Source organism: Desulfobaculum sp. (assembly GCF_054921475.1).
On record NZ_JBUDSW010000035.1, the window covers coordinates 1 to 18,888 of the forward strand.

11 protein-coding genes and 1 pseudogene are annotated in these 18,888 nt (G+C 64.0%); 7 read left to right on the forward strand and 5 right to left on the reverse strand.

Annotated elements, in window-relative coordinates:
• Positions 1 to 271: 271 nt before the first annotated feature.
• Both ACY69P_RS03730 and ACY69P_RS03735 read right to left on the reverse strand, forming a co-directional pair.
• Positions 272 to 433, reverse strand: coding sequence for a Flp family type IVb pilin (locus ACY69P_RS03730; RefSeq protein ID WP_404845289.1), 162 nt, complete (start codon positions 431 to 433; stop codon positions 272 to 274).
• Between the two features lie 447 nt (positions 434 to 880).
• The gene (locus ACY69P_RS03735; RefSeq protein ID WP_459902044.1) at positions 881 to 2,257 is read right to left on the reverse strand and encodes a sigma-54-dependent transcriptional regulator; all 1,377 of its coding nucleotides are present in this window, start codon (positions 2,255 to 2,257) and stop codon (positions 881 to 883) included.
• 168 nt (positions 2,258 to 2,425) lie between these two features.
• Between ACY69P_RS03735 and ACY69P_RS03740 the strand changes: the two genes are divergently transcribed.
• The 6 genes from ACY69P_RS03740 (at position 2,426) to ACY69P_RS03765 (ending at position 12,216) form a co-directional block, all read left to right on the forward strand.
• Positions 2,426 to 3,349 carry a hypothetical protein gene (locus tag ACY69P_RS03740; protein ID WP_462326618.1) on the forward strand — a complete coding sequence of 308 codons (924 nt, stop codon included), beginning with the start codon at positions 2,426 to 2,428 and terminating at the stop codon, positions 3,347 to 3,349.
• A 189-nt stretch (positions 3,350 to 3,538) separates the two neighbouring features.
• Positions 3,539 to 4,588: a class I fructose-bisphosphate aldolase gene (locus ACY69P_RS03745; protein ID WP_459902046.1), complete on the forward strand. Its 1,050-nt coding sequence runs from the start codon at positions 3,539 to 3,541 to the stop codon at positions 4,586 to 4,588.
• A 277-nt stretch (positions 4,589 to 4,865) separates the two neighbouring features.
• Positions 4,866 to 5,573, forward strand: coding sequence for a CerR family C-terminal domain-containing protein (locus ACY69P_RS03750; protein WP_462326619.1), 708 nt, complete (start codon positions 4,866 to 4,868; stop codon positions 5,571 to 5,573).
• An 81-nt stretch (positions 5,574 to 5,654) separates the two neighbouring features.
• A complete protein-coding gene (locus tag ACY69P_RS03755) occupies positions 5,655 to 8,030 on the forward strand; it encodes a TolC family protein (protein ID WP_462326620.1) in 2,376 nt (791 codons plus the stop codon).
• Between the two features lie 2 nt (positions 8,031 to 8,032).
• A complete protein-coding gene (locus tag ACY69P_RS03760) occupies positions 8,033 to 9,142 on the forward strand; it encodes an efflux RND transporter periplasmic adaptor subunit (RefSeq protein WP_462326621.1) in 1,110 nt (369 codons plus the stop codon).
• Complete coding sequence (locus ACY69P_RS03765) at positions 9,139 to 12,216, forward strand: efflux RND transporter permease subunit (RefSeq protein ID WP_462326622.1); 3,078 nt, start codon at positions 9,139 to 9,141, stop codon at positions 12,214 to 12,216. Before ACY69P_RS03760 ends, ACY69P_RS03765 begins: the two co-directional genes overlap by 4 nt.
• A gap of 87 nt (positions 12,217 to 12,303) precedes the next feature.
• Here ACY69P_RS03765 and ACY69P_RS03770 read toward each other — a convergent pair whose 3' ends face one another.
• The 3 genes from ACY69P_RS03770 to recQ form a co-directional block, all read right to left on the reverse strand.
• A complete protein-coding gene (locus tag ACY69P_RS03770; RefSeq protein ID WP_459902051.1) occupies positions 12,304 to 12,687 on the reverse strand; it encodes a response regulator in 384 nt (127 codons plus the stop codon).
• Complete coding sequence (locus ACY69P_RS03775) at positions 12,653 to 15,451, reverse strand: PAS domain S-box protein (RefSeq protein ID WP_462326623.1); 2,799 nt, start codon at positions 15,449 to 15,451, stop codon at positions 12,653 to 12,655. Before ACY69P_RS03775 ends, ACY69P_RS03770 begins: the two co-directional genes overlap by 35 nt.
• Before the next feature lie 485 nt (positions 15,452 to 15,936).
• A complete protein-coding gene (gene recQ / locus ACY69P_RS03780; protein ID WP_462326624.1) occupies positions 15,937 to 18,159 on the reverse strand; it encodes a DNA helicase RecQ in 2,223 nt (740 codons plus the stop codon).
• Positions 18,160 to 18,378: 219 nt separating this feature from the next.
• Between recQ and ACY69P_RS03785 the strand changes: the two are divergent.
• Positions 18,379 to 18,888 (forward strand): annotated as a pseudogene (locus ACY69P_RS03785) (hypothetical protein); the annotation flags it as partial.

The window sequence follows — 18,888 nt, forward strand, 5'->3', positions numbered from 1 at the left end:
GGTCGCCGCCGGCCTCCAGGATCTTCTCGACCCGGTTCCGGTCCCGCCACATCTTCGCTACGCCCAGTGCGATGCGAATCCTCGTGATAAGGGCTGTTCTGCGGGTTGTGGTGAGGGGGTACAACCCGCGGAATGTGCCCGGCTGTTGGCATGTCGCTCCGCCATGCAGCTGACGGGGGCGGACCATTCGGGGAGAGAGGGGATGTCTGGTCCGCCGGTGCGACGCACCGGGTATTGGAGGCTATCTCCAAATATGGGTTTCCTGCGTGTACTAGGGCAGGGCGTTCGCAATGGTTTCAAATGCACTGTTGACCTTGGTGCCAAGGGTCGTCACAGCCGTAACGATGACGGCGGCGATGAGGGCAGCGATAAGGCCGTATTCAAGGGCGGAAACGCCTTCCTCGTTACGGGTAAGGTTGATGAGCCTGGTCATGGTTCTCCTCCTTGCCTAGCGACGGAAAAAATTTTCCATTGTGGCGGTGGCGCCATGCGCCGTTGCCCCTTTGCGCTCTCCTTAGGCAAGGCGTGTGCCACGGACGGAAGGTGCCGCGGAGAATGTGTTTAACATGCTGAATTTGTGTGCAAAAAAAAATCTCACCGTGCGAGCGTAGGCCGAACGCAACGGCGTGTGGCCGCGTATCCGGCAAAAAAGTCCAAAAAAAATAGATTGCAAAGGGCGGTGTTTGTGCGTGCAACCAGCAAAAAAATCCCCCAGAACCGCTGGAGTGGCGAGAAAAATGGCTAATCTAAAAAATATAGACTAAATAGCGGGCGGCGAGGGGCGGTGGCGGCTGAGGGCAGCGCAGGGGGAAAGAGTCGTGTCGTTTCGCCCCATGTGCGTCACGGCAGTGCTGGAAAATGCGAATCTAAAAAAAATAGATTACTGGGTGATGGTCTTGGGATCGATGCCGTGCTTTTTGAGCTTGGCCCAGAGGTTTTTGGGCGTCAGCCCAAGGGCGGTGGCGGCTTCGGTCTGGCGGCCGTCCGCACCGCGCAGGGCCTTGATGATGAGGCTACGTTCAAAGGCGGTGACGGCGTCCTTGAGGCTGCGGGTGGGCTGGGGCGAGGCGGAGGGGCCACCGGTGCCCATGGCGCGGCGGATGTCGCCTTCCTCAATGGTGCCGGTGGCGCTGATGGCCGCGCCTTCCAGCACGTTGGAAAGCTGGCGGATATTGCCGGGCCAGTGGTACTCGCAAAGCAGGGTCAGCGCCGCAGGAGACACGCCCTCCAGCTGAATGCCAAGGTCGGCGCGGATGCGGCGGCAGAAGTAATCCACCAGCAGGGGGATGTCTTCGCTGCGTTCGCGCAGGGGCGGCAACTGGATGGTGGCAACGTTGAGGCGGTAGTACAGGTCCGCGCGGAAGTCCTTGGTGCGGATGCGGTCCAAAAGGTCCTGATTGGTGGCGGCGATGATGCGGACGTCCACGTCCACAGGGCGGGCCGCGCCAAGGCGCTCCACCTGTTTCTGCTCCACCACGCGCAGCAGTTTGGGCTGGATGGAGAGCGGCATATCACCAATTTCGTCCAGCAGGATGGTGCCGCCGCGGGCAAGCTCGAACTTGCCGGGCTGGGCGGATGTTGCGCCGGTAAAGGCGCCGCGCTCGTGCCCGAAGAGTTCGTTTTCAAACAGGTGTTCGGGGATGGCGGCGCAGTTGACCTTGATAAAGGGACCGGAGGGGCGCTGGGATAGGGCGCGGATGGTGTCCGTGACCAACTCCTTGCCGGTGCCGGATTCGCCGGTGATGAGCACCGTGGTGTCCAGCGGGGCCACGCGCTCCACCTGCGCGATAACGTCGCGGATGGCGTCGCTGTGGCCGATGATGCGTGTGGACGGGCCTTCGGTGCGCAGCGAGGCGCGCAGGGTGCGCACTTCGCTTTGCAGGCGGCGCTTTTCCATGGCCCGGCGGACCACGATTTCCAGTTCCTTCAGGCTGAAGGGCTTGGAGAAGAAGTCGTACGCGCCAAGGCGGACGGCCTCCAGCGCCATTTCGCGGCTGGAGTAGGCCGTCATGACGATGATGTCCGCCCCGCGTCCGGATTTGAGCAGACGCGGCAGGGCTTCCACGCCGGACATGCCGGGGAGCTTGACGTCCGTCAGGATGAGGTCGAACCGGTCCTGCGCCAAGTGGCGCAGGCCGTCCTCCGCCGTGGAGACCGGACTGACCGTGTGGCCGCGTCCCTGAAGGGCTTCCACGAGCATGGTGCGGAAGGCGGCGTCGTCTTCTATAAGGAGTATGTTGCCTGCTGGTGTGTTCACGGCGGGAGTGTACATTGGCTTGGGAGTATTGACAATCTGCTTGGAACCTCACCCCTCTTGTGGCAGGATTGGGCATCTGTGTGCGAATTTGTGCGGGCCTTGGCCCTATTGGGCTGTGAGCGCGCGCTATAACGCGAAATCAATGGACAATCAGCAAGGAGTCAATCTGTGACTGGTCGATACCGGTTTGTATGCACTCTGGTGGCGGCGCTGGTGCTGCTGCCCGTCCTTGCCATGGCGGCGGGGCAGGAAGGTGACGAGCGTCAAACAACCTTTGGCGCGGCGGTTGGCCCGCTGGACCGCGAACCCTTTGCCGTGGAGGCCTTCGGCGGCGTTATCGGCGCGGGAGATGTGGAGGATACGGACGGCGACGTCAGCGTGACGTCCGCCGGTGTGGTGCTCCAGTACGGCAACTTTGGCCTCAAATACAACGGCGCCAGCTACGACTGGGGCAACGTGGACGACCTGCCCTTTGGGTCCGGCGACGAGGACCCGTGGGACGCGCTGCATTCCCTGTCCCTGACCTACCGCCATGTGGCCTACCGCGAGGGCGAGGTGACGTGGATGGTGTCCGGCTCCCTGCTGTCGGGCTTTGAGGAGGAAATGGACAGCTCCGTCAGCGCCGGGCTGTCCACCATTGTGCGCTACGCCTTTGACGACGACTGGAGCGCGGGCATTGGCGCGGCGGTGCAGGTGGAGCCTATCGGCATCCGCGCGTTTCCGGGCCTTGTGGTGCTGTACCGCTCCGCGCGGCAGGAGGGGCTGTCCGCCATGCTTGGCATGCCCACCAGCACGGTGGCGTACCGCTTTTCGCCGCAGTGGGCCGTGAAGGCGCAGGCCAGCATGAGCGGCGGCCTCTACCGCCTTGCCGACGACAGCAGCGTGCGGGAAAAGGGCTACGTGCGCGTTTCCGGCGTGGCCTCGGGCCTGTACGCCGAGTGGACGCCAACACCGCGCGTGCGCGTGACCGCAGGGCCGGAGTATCACTTTGGCCGCGGGTACACCTTCTATGATGACGACGGCGACGAAAAGGACACCTATGATGTGGACGCCAGCCTTGGCGCGTCCCTCAAGGTGTGGGTGACCTTCTAAACGCGCCATGCTCCGCGCGATGGACAAGAGCTTTGCCGCCCCCGGCCATGTGGACCGGGGGCGGTTTTTTCATGGTGGGGGGGGGGAGGGTTTGCGCGTGGGCGTCAGGATGGTATGGTGGATGGATGTGTACTACGAGCCATGAACCATAACGCACCATAACCGCCCGCGGGCGGGAGGAGACGGGACATGACGGACATTACCAAACTGCTCGGCGATGACGCCGGATATCTGCTGGACCACACCTGCACGACCTTTACCAAGGAGACCCTGCACCTGCCGGGGCCGGACTTTGTGGACCGTGTGATGGTGCAGACGGACCGCTCGCCCCGTGTTTTGCAAAGCCTTGGGACACTGTACGGGCACGGGCGTCTGGCCGGGACGGGGTATATGTCCATCCTGCCGGTGGACCAAGCCATTGAGCATACCGCCGGGGCGTCCTTCTCGCCCAATCCCATCTATTTTGATCCGGAAAATATTGTCCGGCTGGCCATTGAGGGCGGATGCAGCGCCGTGGCGTCCACCCTTGGCGTGCTGGGGTCGGTGGCGCGCAAGTACGCGCACAAGATTCCCTTCGTCCTCAAGGTGAACCACAATGAGCTTATGACCTACCCCAACAAATGGGATCAAATTCCCTTCGCCGCCGTGGTGCAGGCCTTTGAGATGGGCGCGGTGGCCATTGGCGCAACGGTGTACTTTGGCGCGCAGGAGAGTAACCGCCAGCTGCGTGAGATTTCCGAGATGTTCCGGCAGGCGCATGACCTTGGCATGGCGACCATTTTGTGGGCCTACACCCGCAACGCCGGGTTCAAGACCACGGATGCGGACTACCACACCGCCGCGGACCTGACCGGACAGGCCAACCACCTTGCCGCCACTGTGGAGGCGGACATCGTCAAGCAGAAGCAGCCTACCACCAACGGCGGCTTTACCGCGCTGAGTTTTGGCAAGTCGCACCCTGCCATGTACGACAGGCTGTGCACAGAGCATCCCATCGACATGACGCGGTATCAGGTTGCCAACTGCTACATGGGACGCGCTGGCCTCATCAATTCCGGCGGCGGCGCGGGCGGCGATGACCTTGCCGACGCCGTGCGTACGGCAGTCATCAACAAGCGTGCTGGCGGAATGGGCCTCATCCTTGGGCGCAAAGCCTTCCAGCGCCCTATGTCCGAGGGCGTTACCCTGCTGCACGCGGTGCAGGACGTGTATTTGAACGGCGATATCACCATCGCCTAGCTGGGCAGGGCGCAAGGGAAGGGGGACACGCCGCTGGCAGGTGGCGCTGAACCCTGCGGCGTTCTTTCCTGTGCTGGCGCTGCGCGGCGCACGCCTTGTGCCGCACACGGTACGTATGGCGGCCCGCATCCTGTGGAGGGTGCGGGCCGTTTTTGGGCGCGGGGCCGGGCGTGCGCTCAAATTCAATCAAACGATTGACTTGCTGGCGCCGCGTGCCTATATCCTCAAAAGAACAGGACTCTTGTGGCAGGATGAAGAGAGGAGGAGACAGCCCCGCATGACGGCATCCGGGAAAGCACAACAGCGGACAACACCGCGCGGCGTGGCGACGCGCCTGCGCCTTATTGAGGAGGGCGGCAAACTGTTTGCCGCCAAGGGGTTCGACGGCGTCAGCACCCGCGATATTGCGCGGGCCTGCGGCGTGAATTTGGCGTCCATCGCCTACCACTTTGGGGGCAAGAAGGGGCTGTACAACGCCGTGCTGGAGGACATTTTTGCCAACATGCAGCGCGCCAGTCAGCCGCTGGTGGCCGCCGCCATGTCCGGCGCGCGCGAGGCGGAAGGCGATGCCTGGCGTCTAGCGCAGGTGGCGTGGCGGTTTGTGCACGGCTTTTTGGAATTTTCCCTCGGCAACCACAAAAATTACTGGGCCGTGGATTTTTTGCAGCGCGAGGTCATGAACGGCTCGGACACGTTGGAGCGGTTTTACCATACCGTTATCGGCCCGGTGTACGAGGCCGGAAGCGAACTGTGCCACGCGGCCAGCGGCGGCCAACTTTCCGCGCAGGAGCGGGTGTTGCGCGGGCACGCCCTTGTGGGCATGTGCATGAGCTTTGTGCGCGGGCAGTGTATTTTGCTGCACCGCGCCCAGTGGGACGCCTTTACCCCGGAGCGTGTTTCGGCCATTGCCGGGACGGTGGCGGAAGCCGCGCTCAATATGCTGGGACTGCCCGCAGTGGAGCATGCCGGTAATGAGGGCGCGTAAACGCAGGATGAATGCCTTCGCGTGAATCCCGCGCGAAGGAAGCCATATTCTCCGCGGCCATGCGCCGCGAAAGGACGGACAATGGTTCCATTTCGACATAAGGCGGCGCTTGGCCTGTTTGGGGCGTGGGCGGCCGTTTTCCTGCTGCTGGCTGGCGCGCCAGCGCTGCACGCGGCGCAGGCGCACGTAGTTATTGGCGTGGTATGCGACGGCCCGTCGCCGCAGGCGCGGGCGGTGCTGCGCGATGTACAAAAGGAACTGGCGCCCCTTGTGGATGAGGGGACCGAGGTGGTGTGGAAACGGCCCGCACGTTTCAGCGCCGGATGGGACCCCGCGGCGTCTGCTGGCGCGCTGCGCGCCGCCCTTGCGGACCCGGAGGTGGACATGGTGTTCAGCCTTGGGATCATGCCGTCCTACGCCGCTACCCTTGGCGAGGGGGCGCTCCCGAAGCCTGTGGTGGCCGCGCCGTTTTTGGACGAGGAGACCATGCGTCTGCCGTACCGGGACAACCGCTCCACACGCCGCAACCTGAGTTATATCGTGCTCCCCCAACGGGTGAAGCGCGACCTGACCGCCTTTAAGGACCTTGCCACGTTCAGCCGCCTGCATGTGTTGGTGCAGGCGGAGTATCTGGACGCGTTGCCGGGGCTTCAGGACGTGGCGGACAAATACTCCCGCCTGCTGGGGGTGGATATTCAGCTGGTGCCCGTGGGGGACGATGTGGACGCCGCTTTGGCCGCCCTTGGCGGGGCCGAGGCTGTGTACATCACCCCGCTGATGCGCCTTGATGACGCGCGCCGCGCGCGGCTGGTGGCGGGGCTGAACCATCGTGGCGTGCCGTCCTTTTCCTTTGTGGGGCGGCAGGATGTGGAGCAGGGCGTGCTGGCTGGGATGGCCAGCTTTTCCGGCACGCACCTTGCCCGCCGCATTGCCCTGAACCTGCGCGATATTATGGACGGCGCCGCGCCGGATTCGCTCCCGGTCATCCTGCCCGAGGAGGAGCGCCTGTTTGTGAACATGCGCACCGCGCGGGAGATTGGCTTTTCCCCCAAGTACGAGACCCTGCTCACCGCCACCCTCCTTGGTATGGAGGAGGAAGAAGGCAGCGGAATGCCCCTGACCCTGGCGCGCGCCATGCGCATTGCCGCCAAGGAAAACATTGACCTTGCCGTCAAGGACGCCGAACTGGCCGGAGCGGAGCAGGACAGCCTGCTTGCCCGCAGCGCCATGCTGCCGCAACTGGGCGCGGGCATGAATTACACGCAGATTGATCAGGACCGCGCCGTGGCCTCGCAGGGGCTGTACCCGTGGGACGTCACCACCGCCGGGCTGAACCTGACGCAGATGCTCTATGACGACGCGGTGGTCAGCCGCTACCGCGCCTCCACCCGCAGTGTGGAGGCGGAGCGCCTCTCGCGCGAGGCCGTGCGTATGGACGTGATGCGCACCGCAGGGCGGCGCTTTTTGGCCTATCTGTCCGCGCGCTCGCTCCTGCGCATAGAGCGGGAGAACTTTGCCCTTATCGGCAAGAATTTGGAGATGGCGCGCGTTCGCCGCAGCGCCGGAGTCTCCGGGCCGGAGGAAGTCTACCGCTGGGAGGCCGCGCAGGCCGAAAGCCGCGCCCGCGTCATCGCCCGCAAGTCCGACGTGCAGTCGGCGCTGACGGCGCTGAACCAGTCCCTTGACCGTCCTGCCGGAACGCAGTGGGAGGTGAAGCCTCTGACGGCGGATGAGGCGCGGCGCGCGTTCTTTGGCGTGGAGGCGTCCACCATTGGCGGCACGCTGAAGCAGCTGTCGCGCATTAGCGAGACGGCGGCGGAGCTTTCGGATGACAGGCCCGCCGTACGCGCGGTGGCGCATCTGGTGGAGGCGCAGTCCATTGTGCTGGCGCAAAAGCGCCGCACGCGCTGGGTGCCCAAGGTGAGCGCCTCGGCGGAGTATGGGCACGAGATAGACAAGCACCAAGCCGGGCCGCGCATCATTCAGGACCCGGACCCCAACGAGGATACGTGGACGTTTAGTGTGGACGCCAGCCTGCCGCTGTTTGCTGGCGGCGCCATCACCCACGACCAGCGCAAGGCCAGCGCCGAACTCCGGCGGCTGGACGCCACGCGCAGGCGGCTGACGCAGCTGGCCGAACAGCAGGCGCGGACCGTTGTGGACAACATGGCGCGCTCCTACCCCAAGATGGAGCTTGCGGCCCTTGCCGCGGACCGGGCGCAGCGCAATCTGGACGTGGTGCGCGACAAGTACGCGCGCGGCGCGGTCTCCATTTTGGAGCTTTTGGACGCGCAGAACCAGTCCCGCGTGCAGGAGCAGTCTGCGGTGCTGGCCGTGTATTCCTACCTTGGCGACGTGCTGGACTTCCAGCGCGCTGTTGGGTGGTTTGAGATCGACAAAACCCCCGCCGAGCGGCGCGAGTTTCTTTCGCGCTTTGGCGTCGGGACCAAGGAGTAGTCATGCGATTTTGTGGAAAACGAGCCCCCGTCCTGTGCGCCGCGCTGGCGCTGTGCCTTGCGCTGGCCGCATGCGGCGGGGAGCAGAAGCCGGAAAAGCCCGTGCTGCGGCCCGTTGTGACTATGACGGTGCCGGACCCGCAGGCCGGACGCGAGCGGACCTTCCCGGGGACGGCCCGCGCTGCCATTGAAACGCGCCTGAGCTTTCGCGTTTCCGGCGAGATAGAGCATCTGCCCGCCCGCATTGGCATGCGGGTAAAGCAGGGCGACGTGGTGGCCCGTCTGGACCCCACGGATTACCGCCTGCAAGTGGGCCGCGCCGAGGCCGCCGTGGCGCAGGCCGAGGCGTCCACCGCGCAGGCGCGCTCCGACTGGGAACGCACCCGCGCCCTGTATGAGGTGGGCAACACCTCCCGCCGCGACCTTGACCGCGCCCGCGCGCAGATTGATGCGTCCGAGGCGTCCCTGAAGGCGGCGCGGCGGCAGCTGGAACTTGCGCGCCAGCAGCTGCGCTATACGGTACTGCGCGCGCCCATGGACGGCGCACTGGCCGAAGTGCCGGTAGACGTCCACCAGACGGTTGCCGCAGGCCAGCCCGTGGCCCTCTTGACCGCAGGGCAGCGCATGGAACTTGAAGTGGGCATCCCCGACAGCCTCATCGCCAGCATCCACGCTGGCGACGCCGTTACCGTGCATTTTGACGCCCTGCCCGGCGAGGGCTTTGCAGGCTCCGTGATTGAGGTGGGCGTGGAGTCGCGCGCCGTTTCCACCTACCCCGTCAAGGTTGCCCTGACCAACGAGGCACGTGGCGTGCGCCCCGGCATGTCCGGCGAGGCGACCTTTGCCTTTGACGCCAAGAGCGCCTACGTGCTGGTGCCGCCCGTTGCCGTGGTGGGCGAAGTGGGGCAGAAGCGCTCCGTGTGGGTTGTGGACGAGGCGTCCGGCACTGTGAAACAGCGCGCTGTCACCATCGGCAAGCTGACGTCCAGTGGATTGGAGGTGCTCTCCGGCCTTGCTCCGGGCGAGAAGGTTGTTATCCGCGGCGTCCACCGCCTGAAGGACGGCCAGCGCGTGAAGGTGCAGGAGGGCAAGGCGCAGGAGGCGTGGTCATGAATATCGCCGATTGGTGCCTGAAGAATAACCGCACGGCGGGCGTTGTCATTGTGCTGGTGGCGCTGGCGGGCATTTTGTCTGCCGTGACCATGTCCAAGCGCGAGGACCCGGACTTTACCATCCGCGTGGCCCTTGTGATGACGGTGTTTCCCGGTGCGTCCCCCCAGCGTGTTGAAGAGCTGGTGACCGACACAATAGAAGAGAGCATCCGCGATATCCCGGAGGTGACAACGCTGGAATCGCAGTCGCGCACGGGCGTTTCCATCATCAAGGTGGAGTTCCACGACGGCATCCGCAATATGGAGCCGCTGTGGCGCAAGCTGCGCGAGAAGGTCTCGGACGTGACGCCGTCCTTGCCCGAGGGGTGCCGCACGCCCATGGTCAACGACGAATACGGCGACGTGTTCGGCATCTGCGTGGCGCTCACGGGCGATGGCTACTCCTACCGCGAGCTCAAGGACGCCGCGGACATGACCCGCGACGAACTGCTGAAGCTGGACCTTGTGGGCAAGGTGAACCTGTGGGGCGTTCAGGAAGAGCGGGTATTTGTGGACTTTTCCAACGCCCGCGTGGCCGGGCTTGGCATTTCGCCCTTTACCCTTGCCCGCGTTATCGACGCGCAAAACACCATCAAACCCAGCGGCCACGCCAAGGTGGGGCCGGAGCGTATCGTTATTGAACCAACGGGCGAGTTTACGTCCGTGGACGACCTGCGAAACCTCACCCTGCGCCAGCCCGGACAGAAGACGGGCATTGCCCTGTCCGACATCGCCACGGTGCGGCGCGGGTTTGTGGACCCGCCTTCGCGCATGGTGCGCTTTAACGGCCAGCCTGCGCTGCTGCTGGCGGTGTCCATGGCCGAGGGCGGCAATATCCTTGAACTGGGGCGCGAGGTCTCGGCCCGGCTGGATACGCTGCAAACCATTCTGCCCGTTGGGCTGGACTACCATATGGCGCTGTATCAGCCGCAGTACGTCAAGGACGCGCTGGGCGACTTTGGCGTGAATCTTTTGGAGTCCTTTATCTTCGTGGTTGTGGTGATGCTGCTGTTTGCGGGGCTGCGTACGGGCCTTGTGGCCGGCGCCTTGGTCCCCATGGCCATGCTCGCCTGTATGGCGGTGATGCCCGCCTTTGGGGTGGGCCTGCAACGGATGTCCAGTGCCTCACTGATTATTTCTCTGGGCATCCTCGTGGACAACGGGGTGGTGGTTAGCGAGAACATCCTTGTGCGTATGGCCTCGGGGCAGGAGCGGCGAAAGGCCGTCACCGAGGCGGTGCGCGAGTTGTGGATGCCGCTGCTTGCGGCGTCGCTGACGACAATCTTCGCGTTTTTGCCCATCCCCTTTGCGCCGTCGCAGACGGGTGAGTACACGTTTTCGCTGTTTGTGGTCATTACGTGCACGCTTTTGGCGTCGTGGCTGCTGGCGCTGACCATGGTGCCCATGCTGTCTTTTCATGTGTTGCGGCCCAAGGTGCAGCGGCAGAACTTTGAAAATCCCGCCTATCGCGCCTACCGCAGCGTTCTTGAATGGTCATTGCGCCACCGCGTGCAGTTTTTGCTGGCGGTGGTGGCCGTCTGCGCGGTGAGCGTGTGGGCCTTCCGCTACGTGCCGAAAATCTTCTTCCCGCCCAACGAGCGCGACCAGTTTATGGTGGACTTTTGGCAGCCTTACGGGTCGGACATCCGCACCACCACTGAGCGGGTGGAGCGCCTTGAGCGCGTGCTGATGGACGACCCGGAAGTCAAGGACGTGCTGACCTTTGTGGGCGCAAGCGGCCCGCGCTGGTACCTGCCCCTCGACCTTGAGGAAAGCTCGCCCAACTATGCCTCCCTTGTGGTGCGCACCACGGATACGCAGGCTGTGCAGGACGTGATGCCCCGCGTGCGCCGCGCGCTGGACGAGGGCTTTCCGGATTGCCGCCATACGGTGAAGGAGTTGATGTACGGTCCGCCTGTGGGCGCGCCCATTCAGGTGCGCATCTCCGGGCCGGATATCACCACACTCTACGACCTACGCGCCAAGGTGGCGGACGTTGTGTCCGGCACGGATGGCGTGGTGTCCGTGTGGGACGACTGGGGGCAGTGGACCAAGAAGCTGGTGGTGGATGTGAATCAGGAACAGGCCCGCCGCGCAGGGCTGACCAGTACGGATGTGGCGCTGTCCCTGCAAACGCATATGTCAGGCATGCAGGCGTCCACCTACCGCGAAGGTGACGACGCCATCCCCATTGTCCTGCGCTCCGAGGACGCCATCCGCGACGACCTCGGCAGGCTGGAGAATCTGAACGTGTATTCCTTCTCCGGTGGGAATTCCGTGCCGCTTTTGCAGGTGGCGCGCACGCGCCTGACGTGGCAGCCGCCGGACATCCGGCGCCGCGATGGCGCGCGCACCCTGACCGTGAAGGCCGACCTTGAGGGGCGCTTTCCTTCGCAGGCCATGGCGGACATTGCGCCGCGCATTGCGAAGCTGATGGATTCCCCGGACTGGCCGGTGGGTTATTATGTGGAATACGGCGGCGAGCAGGAAAAGAACGGCGAGTCGCAGGCGTCCATTATGCAGAATCTGCCATGGGCGCTGGGGCTGCTTGTGTTCATCCTTGTGGCGCAGTTTAATTCACTGCGGCGGCCCACGATTATTCTGCTGACCCTGCCGCCCATGATGGTGGGCATCACGTGGGGCATGCTGGCCACCAACGCGCCCTTTGGCTTTATGGCCATGCTGGGCATGATTAGTTTGACGGGCATCATCGTCAACAACGCCATTATGCTCATAGACCAGATTGAATTGCTGCGCGCCACGGCGCTGGAGGCGCGGGACGCGGTGATGCTGGGGGCGCTGAAACGCGCGCGGCCCATCCTGATGACCACCGTGACGACCATCATTGGCATGATTCCGCTGGCCCTGCAGGGCGGTGAGTTGTGGCGGCCCATGGCGGTGTGCATCATCTCCGGATTGGCCTTTGCCACGGTGCTGACCCTGCTCCTGTGCCCCGTGCTGTATTCGCTGGCCTTTGGCATACGCTTCAAGGGCTGGCACTGGGACCCGGACGTTGCTGACAAGGCAGACAGCTGACGGGCGACGAAACACACGACAAGCGGCCCGCATTCCCAGAAGGGGAGTGCGGGCCGCTTTTTTTGCGCTGTGGTGGCGGGGCGAGGCTTAGGGCGCGCCCACCTTGTCGATGACGGCGTCGAGCAAAACGCCCATGTCCGCAAGGGGTTTGATGAACACGTCGCCACTGGTCATGCCGATGTCTTTGAGCTCCGAGGGCAGCTTAAAGTTGGTGGAGCCGGTGTGAATGAGAAAGTGCGTGTGCGGACTTTTGCCATGGGCCTGCACAATGAATTCGCTTCCGGCCATGCCGGGCAGGCGCATGTCGATGACGCCGAGGGAGATTTCTCCCGTGGCGATGATGTTCATGGCGTCCTCGCCATTGGAGGCGGTGCGCACCTCGAAGCCTTCGTCCTCAAAGTAGGCTTCTAAGTTCTCGCGCACCATCTGCTCGTCATCAAGGATGAGTATGATCGGGTTCGTCTGACTCATTGGTTTCCTGCCCGATTGGCAGCCACAGCTTGAATGTCGTCCCCTTGCCGGGTTCGGCCTCAACATCAAAGCGGCCACCGTGATTGTTCGTTATGATGAAGTAGGACACTGACAGGCCAAGGCCCGTGCCTATGCCCACATCCTTGGTGGTGAAAAACGGTTCAAAGACGCGTTTGCGGGTTTTTTCGTCCATGCCGGGGCCATTGTCCTGCACCTCTATGCGGGCCATGGACCCTTCGCGCGCGGTGCGCACGGTGATGCGCGGCTTCCAGCCCTCGCCGCCTTTATATTCGCTCATGGCTTGGGCGGCGTTTTTGAGAAGGTTCAGCAGCACCTGCTCCAGTTCCGAGGCAATGCATGAGATGCCGGGGAGGCTGTCGTCGTACTCCCTGATGATGGCCGTGTTGCGGAAGTCGTACTTCTTTTTCAGGTCGTAGTCGTTTTCGGCCAGCTCGATGGTTCTGTCCAGCAGGGTGCCAAGGTCCTCCATGGACCGGCGCGACTCGCTCATGCGGCTAAAGTTGAGCATGTTGCGCACAATGCGCGCGGCGCGTTCGCCGGATTCGCGGATGCCGTCAAGAAACCGCAATATCTTTCGTTGTTCCATGAAAGCGCGGATGGCGTCAATTTCACAGCCCACGTCCTGCGCGGCCTTGACCGACGCGGGGAGCTCCGTGGACAGGCGGCGCTGGATGTTCTGCACGCCCTGCAGGATGGCCCCGAGGGGGTTGTTAATCTCGTGCGCCATGCCGGCGGCCAGCCCGCCAACACTCATCATCTTCTCCGTCTGGATCATCATGTCCTCAAGGCGGGCGCGCTGGGTGACGTCGTCTATGCGGATAACCGCGCCCACCACGCCGCTGACTACCAGCGGGTAGATGAGGATGTCCACATACACGTCATCGCCCGAGGGACCAGACATGGTGACCTTCTCCTCCGTGACCGGGGCGCTTTGGCGGATGGCGCGTGCGGCGGAGGCGGCAAAGGGCGCAAAGCCCGGCCAGCAGGATGTAATATGCTGCTTGATGGCGCCTTTTTCCTCTACGCCGGTGAGCTTCTCCGCCGCGCGGTTCCAGTGGGTGACGTGGCCGTGTACGTCCACGCCGATGATGACCGAGGGCATGGAGTTGATGATGTTGTCCAGATAGCCCTGCGTCTGGCGCAGTTCCTCTTCGGCGCGTTTGCGGTCTGTGATGTCGCGCATGCTGGCGAGGATGAGGTCTCGTTCGTTGATGGTGATGGGGCAGAGGTAGACCTCCGCCAAAAAGTAGGAGTCGTCCCCCGGGCGGCGCGTTTCCCATTCAAAGAGGTCCGGTTGCCCGCGCAGGGCTTTTTCCCAGTGGTGGCGCAGGGTGTCCACGGGCGCGCCGGGGCCGGAAAGGTCACGGCTGATGGAGAGGGTGAGCGCCTGCTCGCGCGTAACGCCAAACATTTGGAGCATACGGGCGTTGGCGTCCACAATGAAGCCCTTGTCGTTATGCAGGATGACGGCGTCGTGCACGCTGTTGAAGATGGTCAGCAGCGACTGCTCCGACTCGCGCAGGGAGCTTTCGGCGCGGCTGAGCTGGCCGATGCGCAGTTCCAGCACTTGCAGGGTTTCCTGCAGGCGTGTGGTCATGAAGTTGAACGCCTGCACCAGAATGCCTACCTCGTCGTGCTGGTCGAGGGCGATGCGGCGGCTGTAGTCGCCGTCGGCAATGGCAAGGGCCATGTCCTTGGCCATGGTGATGGGGCGGGCAATGCGTGCGGCCACAAACCACATGATGCCAAGGCCAAAGAGGAGCAGCAGCGCCGAAATGCCCCCAAGGGTCCACGCGCGGGTTTTGGCCTGTTGGTGAATGCTGCCTGTGGGCAAGCTGACGTACACGCTCCATGGCGCTTCCAGTGCGCCGAACTCAATGGGGAGGAAGACCTCGTACACATCCTCGTCCGCGGCGGGGGAGGCCCAGGAGTCGCCGCGCAGGATGCGGTCGAACGCTGTGGTGTAAAAGTCGGTGATAAGGGTGTTGGCAGGCTGGCCGAAGAGGTCCGGCTGTCTGGTGACGCCAGCCAGCATGCCGCTGTTGGTGATGATGGCCAGCGTGCCCTTGTCGTGCATGATATTGGCTTCATCCACCATGCTTTGGATAAAGCCAACGCTGAGGTCCGCCCCGGCCACGCCAAGAAATTCCCCGTACACGATGATGGGCACGCAGACGCTGACCATGGCCAGCTGGTGCCCGCGCACAAGGTAGGTCTCCGGGTCGAGTATGAGGGGCTTTCGGTAGAGCTTGGTGAGGGTGTAGTAGTTGCCGCCGGGTTTGTCGTAGTCCACGCTGGGTTCCAGATGGATGCCGCCCCAGCGGTTCCAGTAGGGCAAAAAGCGGCCCGTGCTGTCGTGTCCGGGCGCGTTGCGGAATTCCTTGTCGCGCCCGTCAAAGGCGTCCGGCTCCCACACGCACCATACGCCCAGCAGGTCGGGGTGCTGGTCCAGCACCTCCTTGAGCATAATGTTCACCCGTTGGCGGTCGTTGGGCATGCCGCCTTTTTGGGTGCTCTCCAGCACAACGCCGATATTGAGCGCGGTGTTGACGACCTCAAGGAGCTGGTTGCGCACCACGGATGCGGCGTCCGCCGCCACGGTGCGCGCCCGCTGCACGCCCAGTTCTGTTGCGTCGTTCCAGAACTGTATGCCTGTGTAGACGCTGAGAATGATGGCTGTGGCAACAAGGCACGCCCCAAAGGAGAGGATGATCTTCAGCTTGAGGGAGCGCAGTTCCAGCATCGTCCTTCCGGGTGGCTCCGCCAAAGCTTGTGCGGGCCGGGCCAAATGTTGTGCGGGGTACGAACGTGAACGCTCTTTTACAGATAGCAGAAAAGCGCAGACAGGTGAATGTTGCCGTGCTGTGGGGATGTATTTTGGATGGAGGAAACGTGCAGGGCGCCGGCGGTGCCTGACATGCCCGCGCGCTACGCTGAAAAATCAGGCGCCCTCGCCTCTTGTGCGCGGTGTGGCGCAGGCCGCTTGGGCCGAGGTGCCCGCACGCTGTGGATGGAAGGCGCGAAGGTGCGCGGAGCGGGCGGTTGGGGGCAGGGGCTGGATGGGGCAAAGGGAACCGCACACTCGTGGCACAGCGGCGGAGCGCCGGGCGCGCTCTGTGCGCCCGGCGTTACGTCAGGCGTCACGCCCCGCGTCACGCAGGTCGCCGCGTGGGGCTGTGCCGAGCGCGGCGCCGGGAGCCGGGAGCCGGAAAACGGGAACTGCGGCCTTTAGGCCTCTGCCGCGGCGCTGTGGAGCATGGCGCGCACGCAGCGCAGTTGCTCGTAGGAGTAGGATCCGCCAAAGGCCTCGTGCACCGGGCCGATGCCGGGGATGCCCTTCTCCTGCGCCGAGGTGATGGCCGTGGCGATTTCCGTCGCGTCGGCTTCGCTGAGTCCCGCAACGTCCGTGGCGGCAAGAACGTCATGCTCCACGGCGGTGATGAGGTGCTTCCAGATGGTGGTCGCGGCCAGCCCGCGCGCCTGGGTGACGGCGTCCACGGAGCCGTGCTCGCGGAAGAGGTCGATGCTTTTTTGAACGGTGGCGCTGATGGCCTCGCGCGTGGGTTTGGCCTTGGGCTGGGCGGCGGGAACGTCCGGCAGTTCGGGCACGTCATCCGGGCGGCCGTTCTCCTCCTCCCACGTGCTGATGGCGCCTAGGAAGGGTGTAGCATAGGCTTTGAGCTTGGCCTGACCTACGCCGTGCAGAACGCCCATCTCCTCCGGCGAGTGGGGGCGGAAGCGGACCATCTCAAGCAGGGTCCGGTCCGGCAGGACGGCGTAGGGCGGCACGCCCTGCTGTTTGGAAATGGACAGGCGCAACTCGCGCAGGACATCGAAGAGGCCGCGTGCGTCGGCTGTGGCGAGGGTGTCGTGCTCATCGGCGCGCACGGCCTTGGAGCGCGAGCGGCCAGCCCCGCGCGCGGTGACCGGGTCCTTGCGCAGGGTGACGGTGCGCTCGCCGCGCAGCACTTCCCAACTGGCATTATTGAGCAGCAGGCTGCCGTAGCCTTCCATATCCACGCGCAACAGGCCAACAGCTGCAAGCTGGCGGTACACGGACTGCCAGCCCTTGCGGTCCAGCTCCTGCCCGCAGCCAAAAGTTTTGAGGCAGTCGTGCCCCATGTTCTTGACGCGCACGGTCTCCTTGCCCATCAGCACGTCCGCAAGGTGCCCCGCGCCAAAGCGCTGCTCCGTGCGGAAAATGCAGGACAGCGCCTTTTGCGCCGCGATGGTGGCGTCCCATGTTTCCACGGGGGTGAGGCAGTTGTCGCAGTTGCCGCAGCCGCCGGAGTGCTCCTCGCCAAAGTAGCCGAGCAGGGCCGTGCGGCGGCAGGTGGCTGTTTCGCAAAAGCCGAGCATGGCGTCCAGCTTGCGGGCTTCCACGCGCTTCCTGTCCGTGCTGGCGCCGCCGGAGTCCAGCATGCGGCGGAGCATAACCACATCCGCAAGGCCATAGGCCATCCACGCATCGGCGGGCAGACCGTCGCGGCCCGCGCGGCCGGTTTCCTGATGGTAGGCCTCCAGACTCTTGGGCGGGTCCATGTGCGCCACAAAGCGGACGTTGGGCTTGTCCACACCCATGCCAAAGGCCACCGTGGCGACCATTACAAGGCCCTCCTCACGCATAAAGCGCTCCAGATGCAGGCGGCGTTCCGCCTGCGAAAGGCCTGCGTGGTAGGGCAGGGCGGCGATGCCCTGCTTGCTCAGCCAGCTGGCGGTGTCCTCCACCTTTTTTCGCGACATGCGGTAGACAATGCCCGCGTCGCCCTTGTGCCGCTGGGTGATGAAGCGCAGCAGCTGGCGCTTGGCGTTGTCTTTGGGGACGATGGTGTAGGTGATGTTTGGCCTGTCGAACCCTGCGGAAAAGACGCGTGCGCCTGTGAAATTCAGCTGATTGATGATGTCCGCGCGGGTGGGGCCGTCCGCCGTGGCGGTAAGGGCGATGCGCGGCACGCCGGGCCAGTGGTCGGCCAGAGTGCCCAGCTGGGTGTACTCCGGGCGGAAGTCATGCCCCCACTGCGACACGCAGTGCGCTTCGTCAATGGCAAACAGGGCGATGGGCAGGCCTTTGAGCATGTTCAGGAAATGCGGCTGAAGCAGACGCTCCGGCGCGACGTAGACGAGGTCGTACTCTCCGGCGACCATGCGGCGCTCCGCGTCGGCGGCCTCCTGCGGGGGCAGGCTGGAGTTGATGTACGCGGCGCGCACGCCCATCTGGACAAGGCTTTGTACCTGATCCTGCATCAGGGCGATAAGCGGCGAGACCACAATGCCCACCCCATGGCGAACCATGGCGGGAATCTGATAGCACAGGGACTTGCCGCCGCCCGTTGGCATAAGCACGAGGGCGTCGCCCCCGCCGCATACATGCTCAATGATGGGCTGCTGGAGTCCCTGAAAGTCGCGGAATCCGAATGTGTCTCGAAGAATGTCCAAGGGTGCGGGTGCCATTATACCTCCTGGCCTGCGTCGTGCCCCGGCGTGATACCTGAATCCGCCGCCGAACACAAAGGGGGAGGCAGGGGGCGGGTCATGAAGATGTCACACAGAATTCACGTCCGGGTCACCTGCGCTGGAATGAGTGGAGTATGTGTCGGACGTCGAACGCCCCCGGGAGGGAACAACCGGTGTTGTCCGGGGGCTTGGCCTAACCATTTACGGGGAGAGACCATGCTGGAAGCCATACGTGGATTCGGGCAGGGATTGTTATTTGGGCGCGAGGATGCCGCCCGCCTTTCGCATGATGATGCAACACATTTTGCCTTTTTGACCGGGCATGGCCGCCTGCGGCTGGAGCGGTTTTTGGGGCAGGGGAACCCTGTGGCCCTGTTTCTGCTGGAGGCCGACAACTTTGTGGTCTTCCGCGATATTTACGGCAGCCTTATTGCCGACCGCATCAACAGTGCCATGCTGGACGAGGCGCAGGCGCTGGCCGATGAGCTTTTGCGCGGGTGTCACGTGCGCTTTGTGGAAAGCATTGAACCCGGGCGCGTGGTGGTGCTGTGCGGCGAGGACGAATGGGACAGGGACGCCCTTGAAGACGTGGCCCTCGCCTTTCGCCTCAAGGTGCGAAGCCGCATCAAGCAGGAGGCGCTGAACCTGACGGGGCAGTCGCTGAACGTGCAGTCGGGCTTTGGCCTGTTGGATGGCGGCGACAAGGACCTGGAGGCCAGCGTCTAC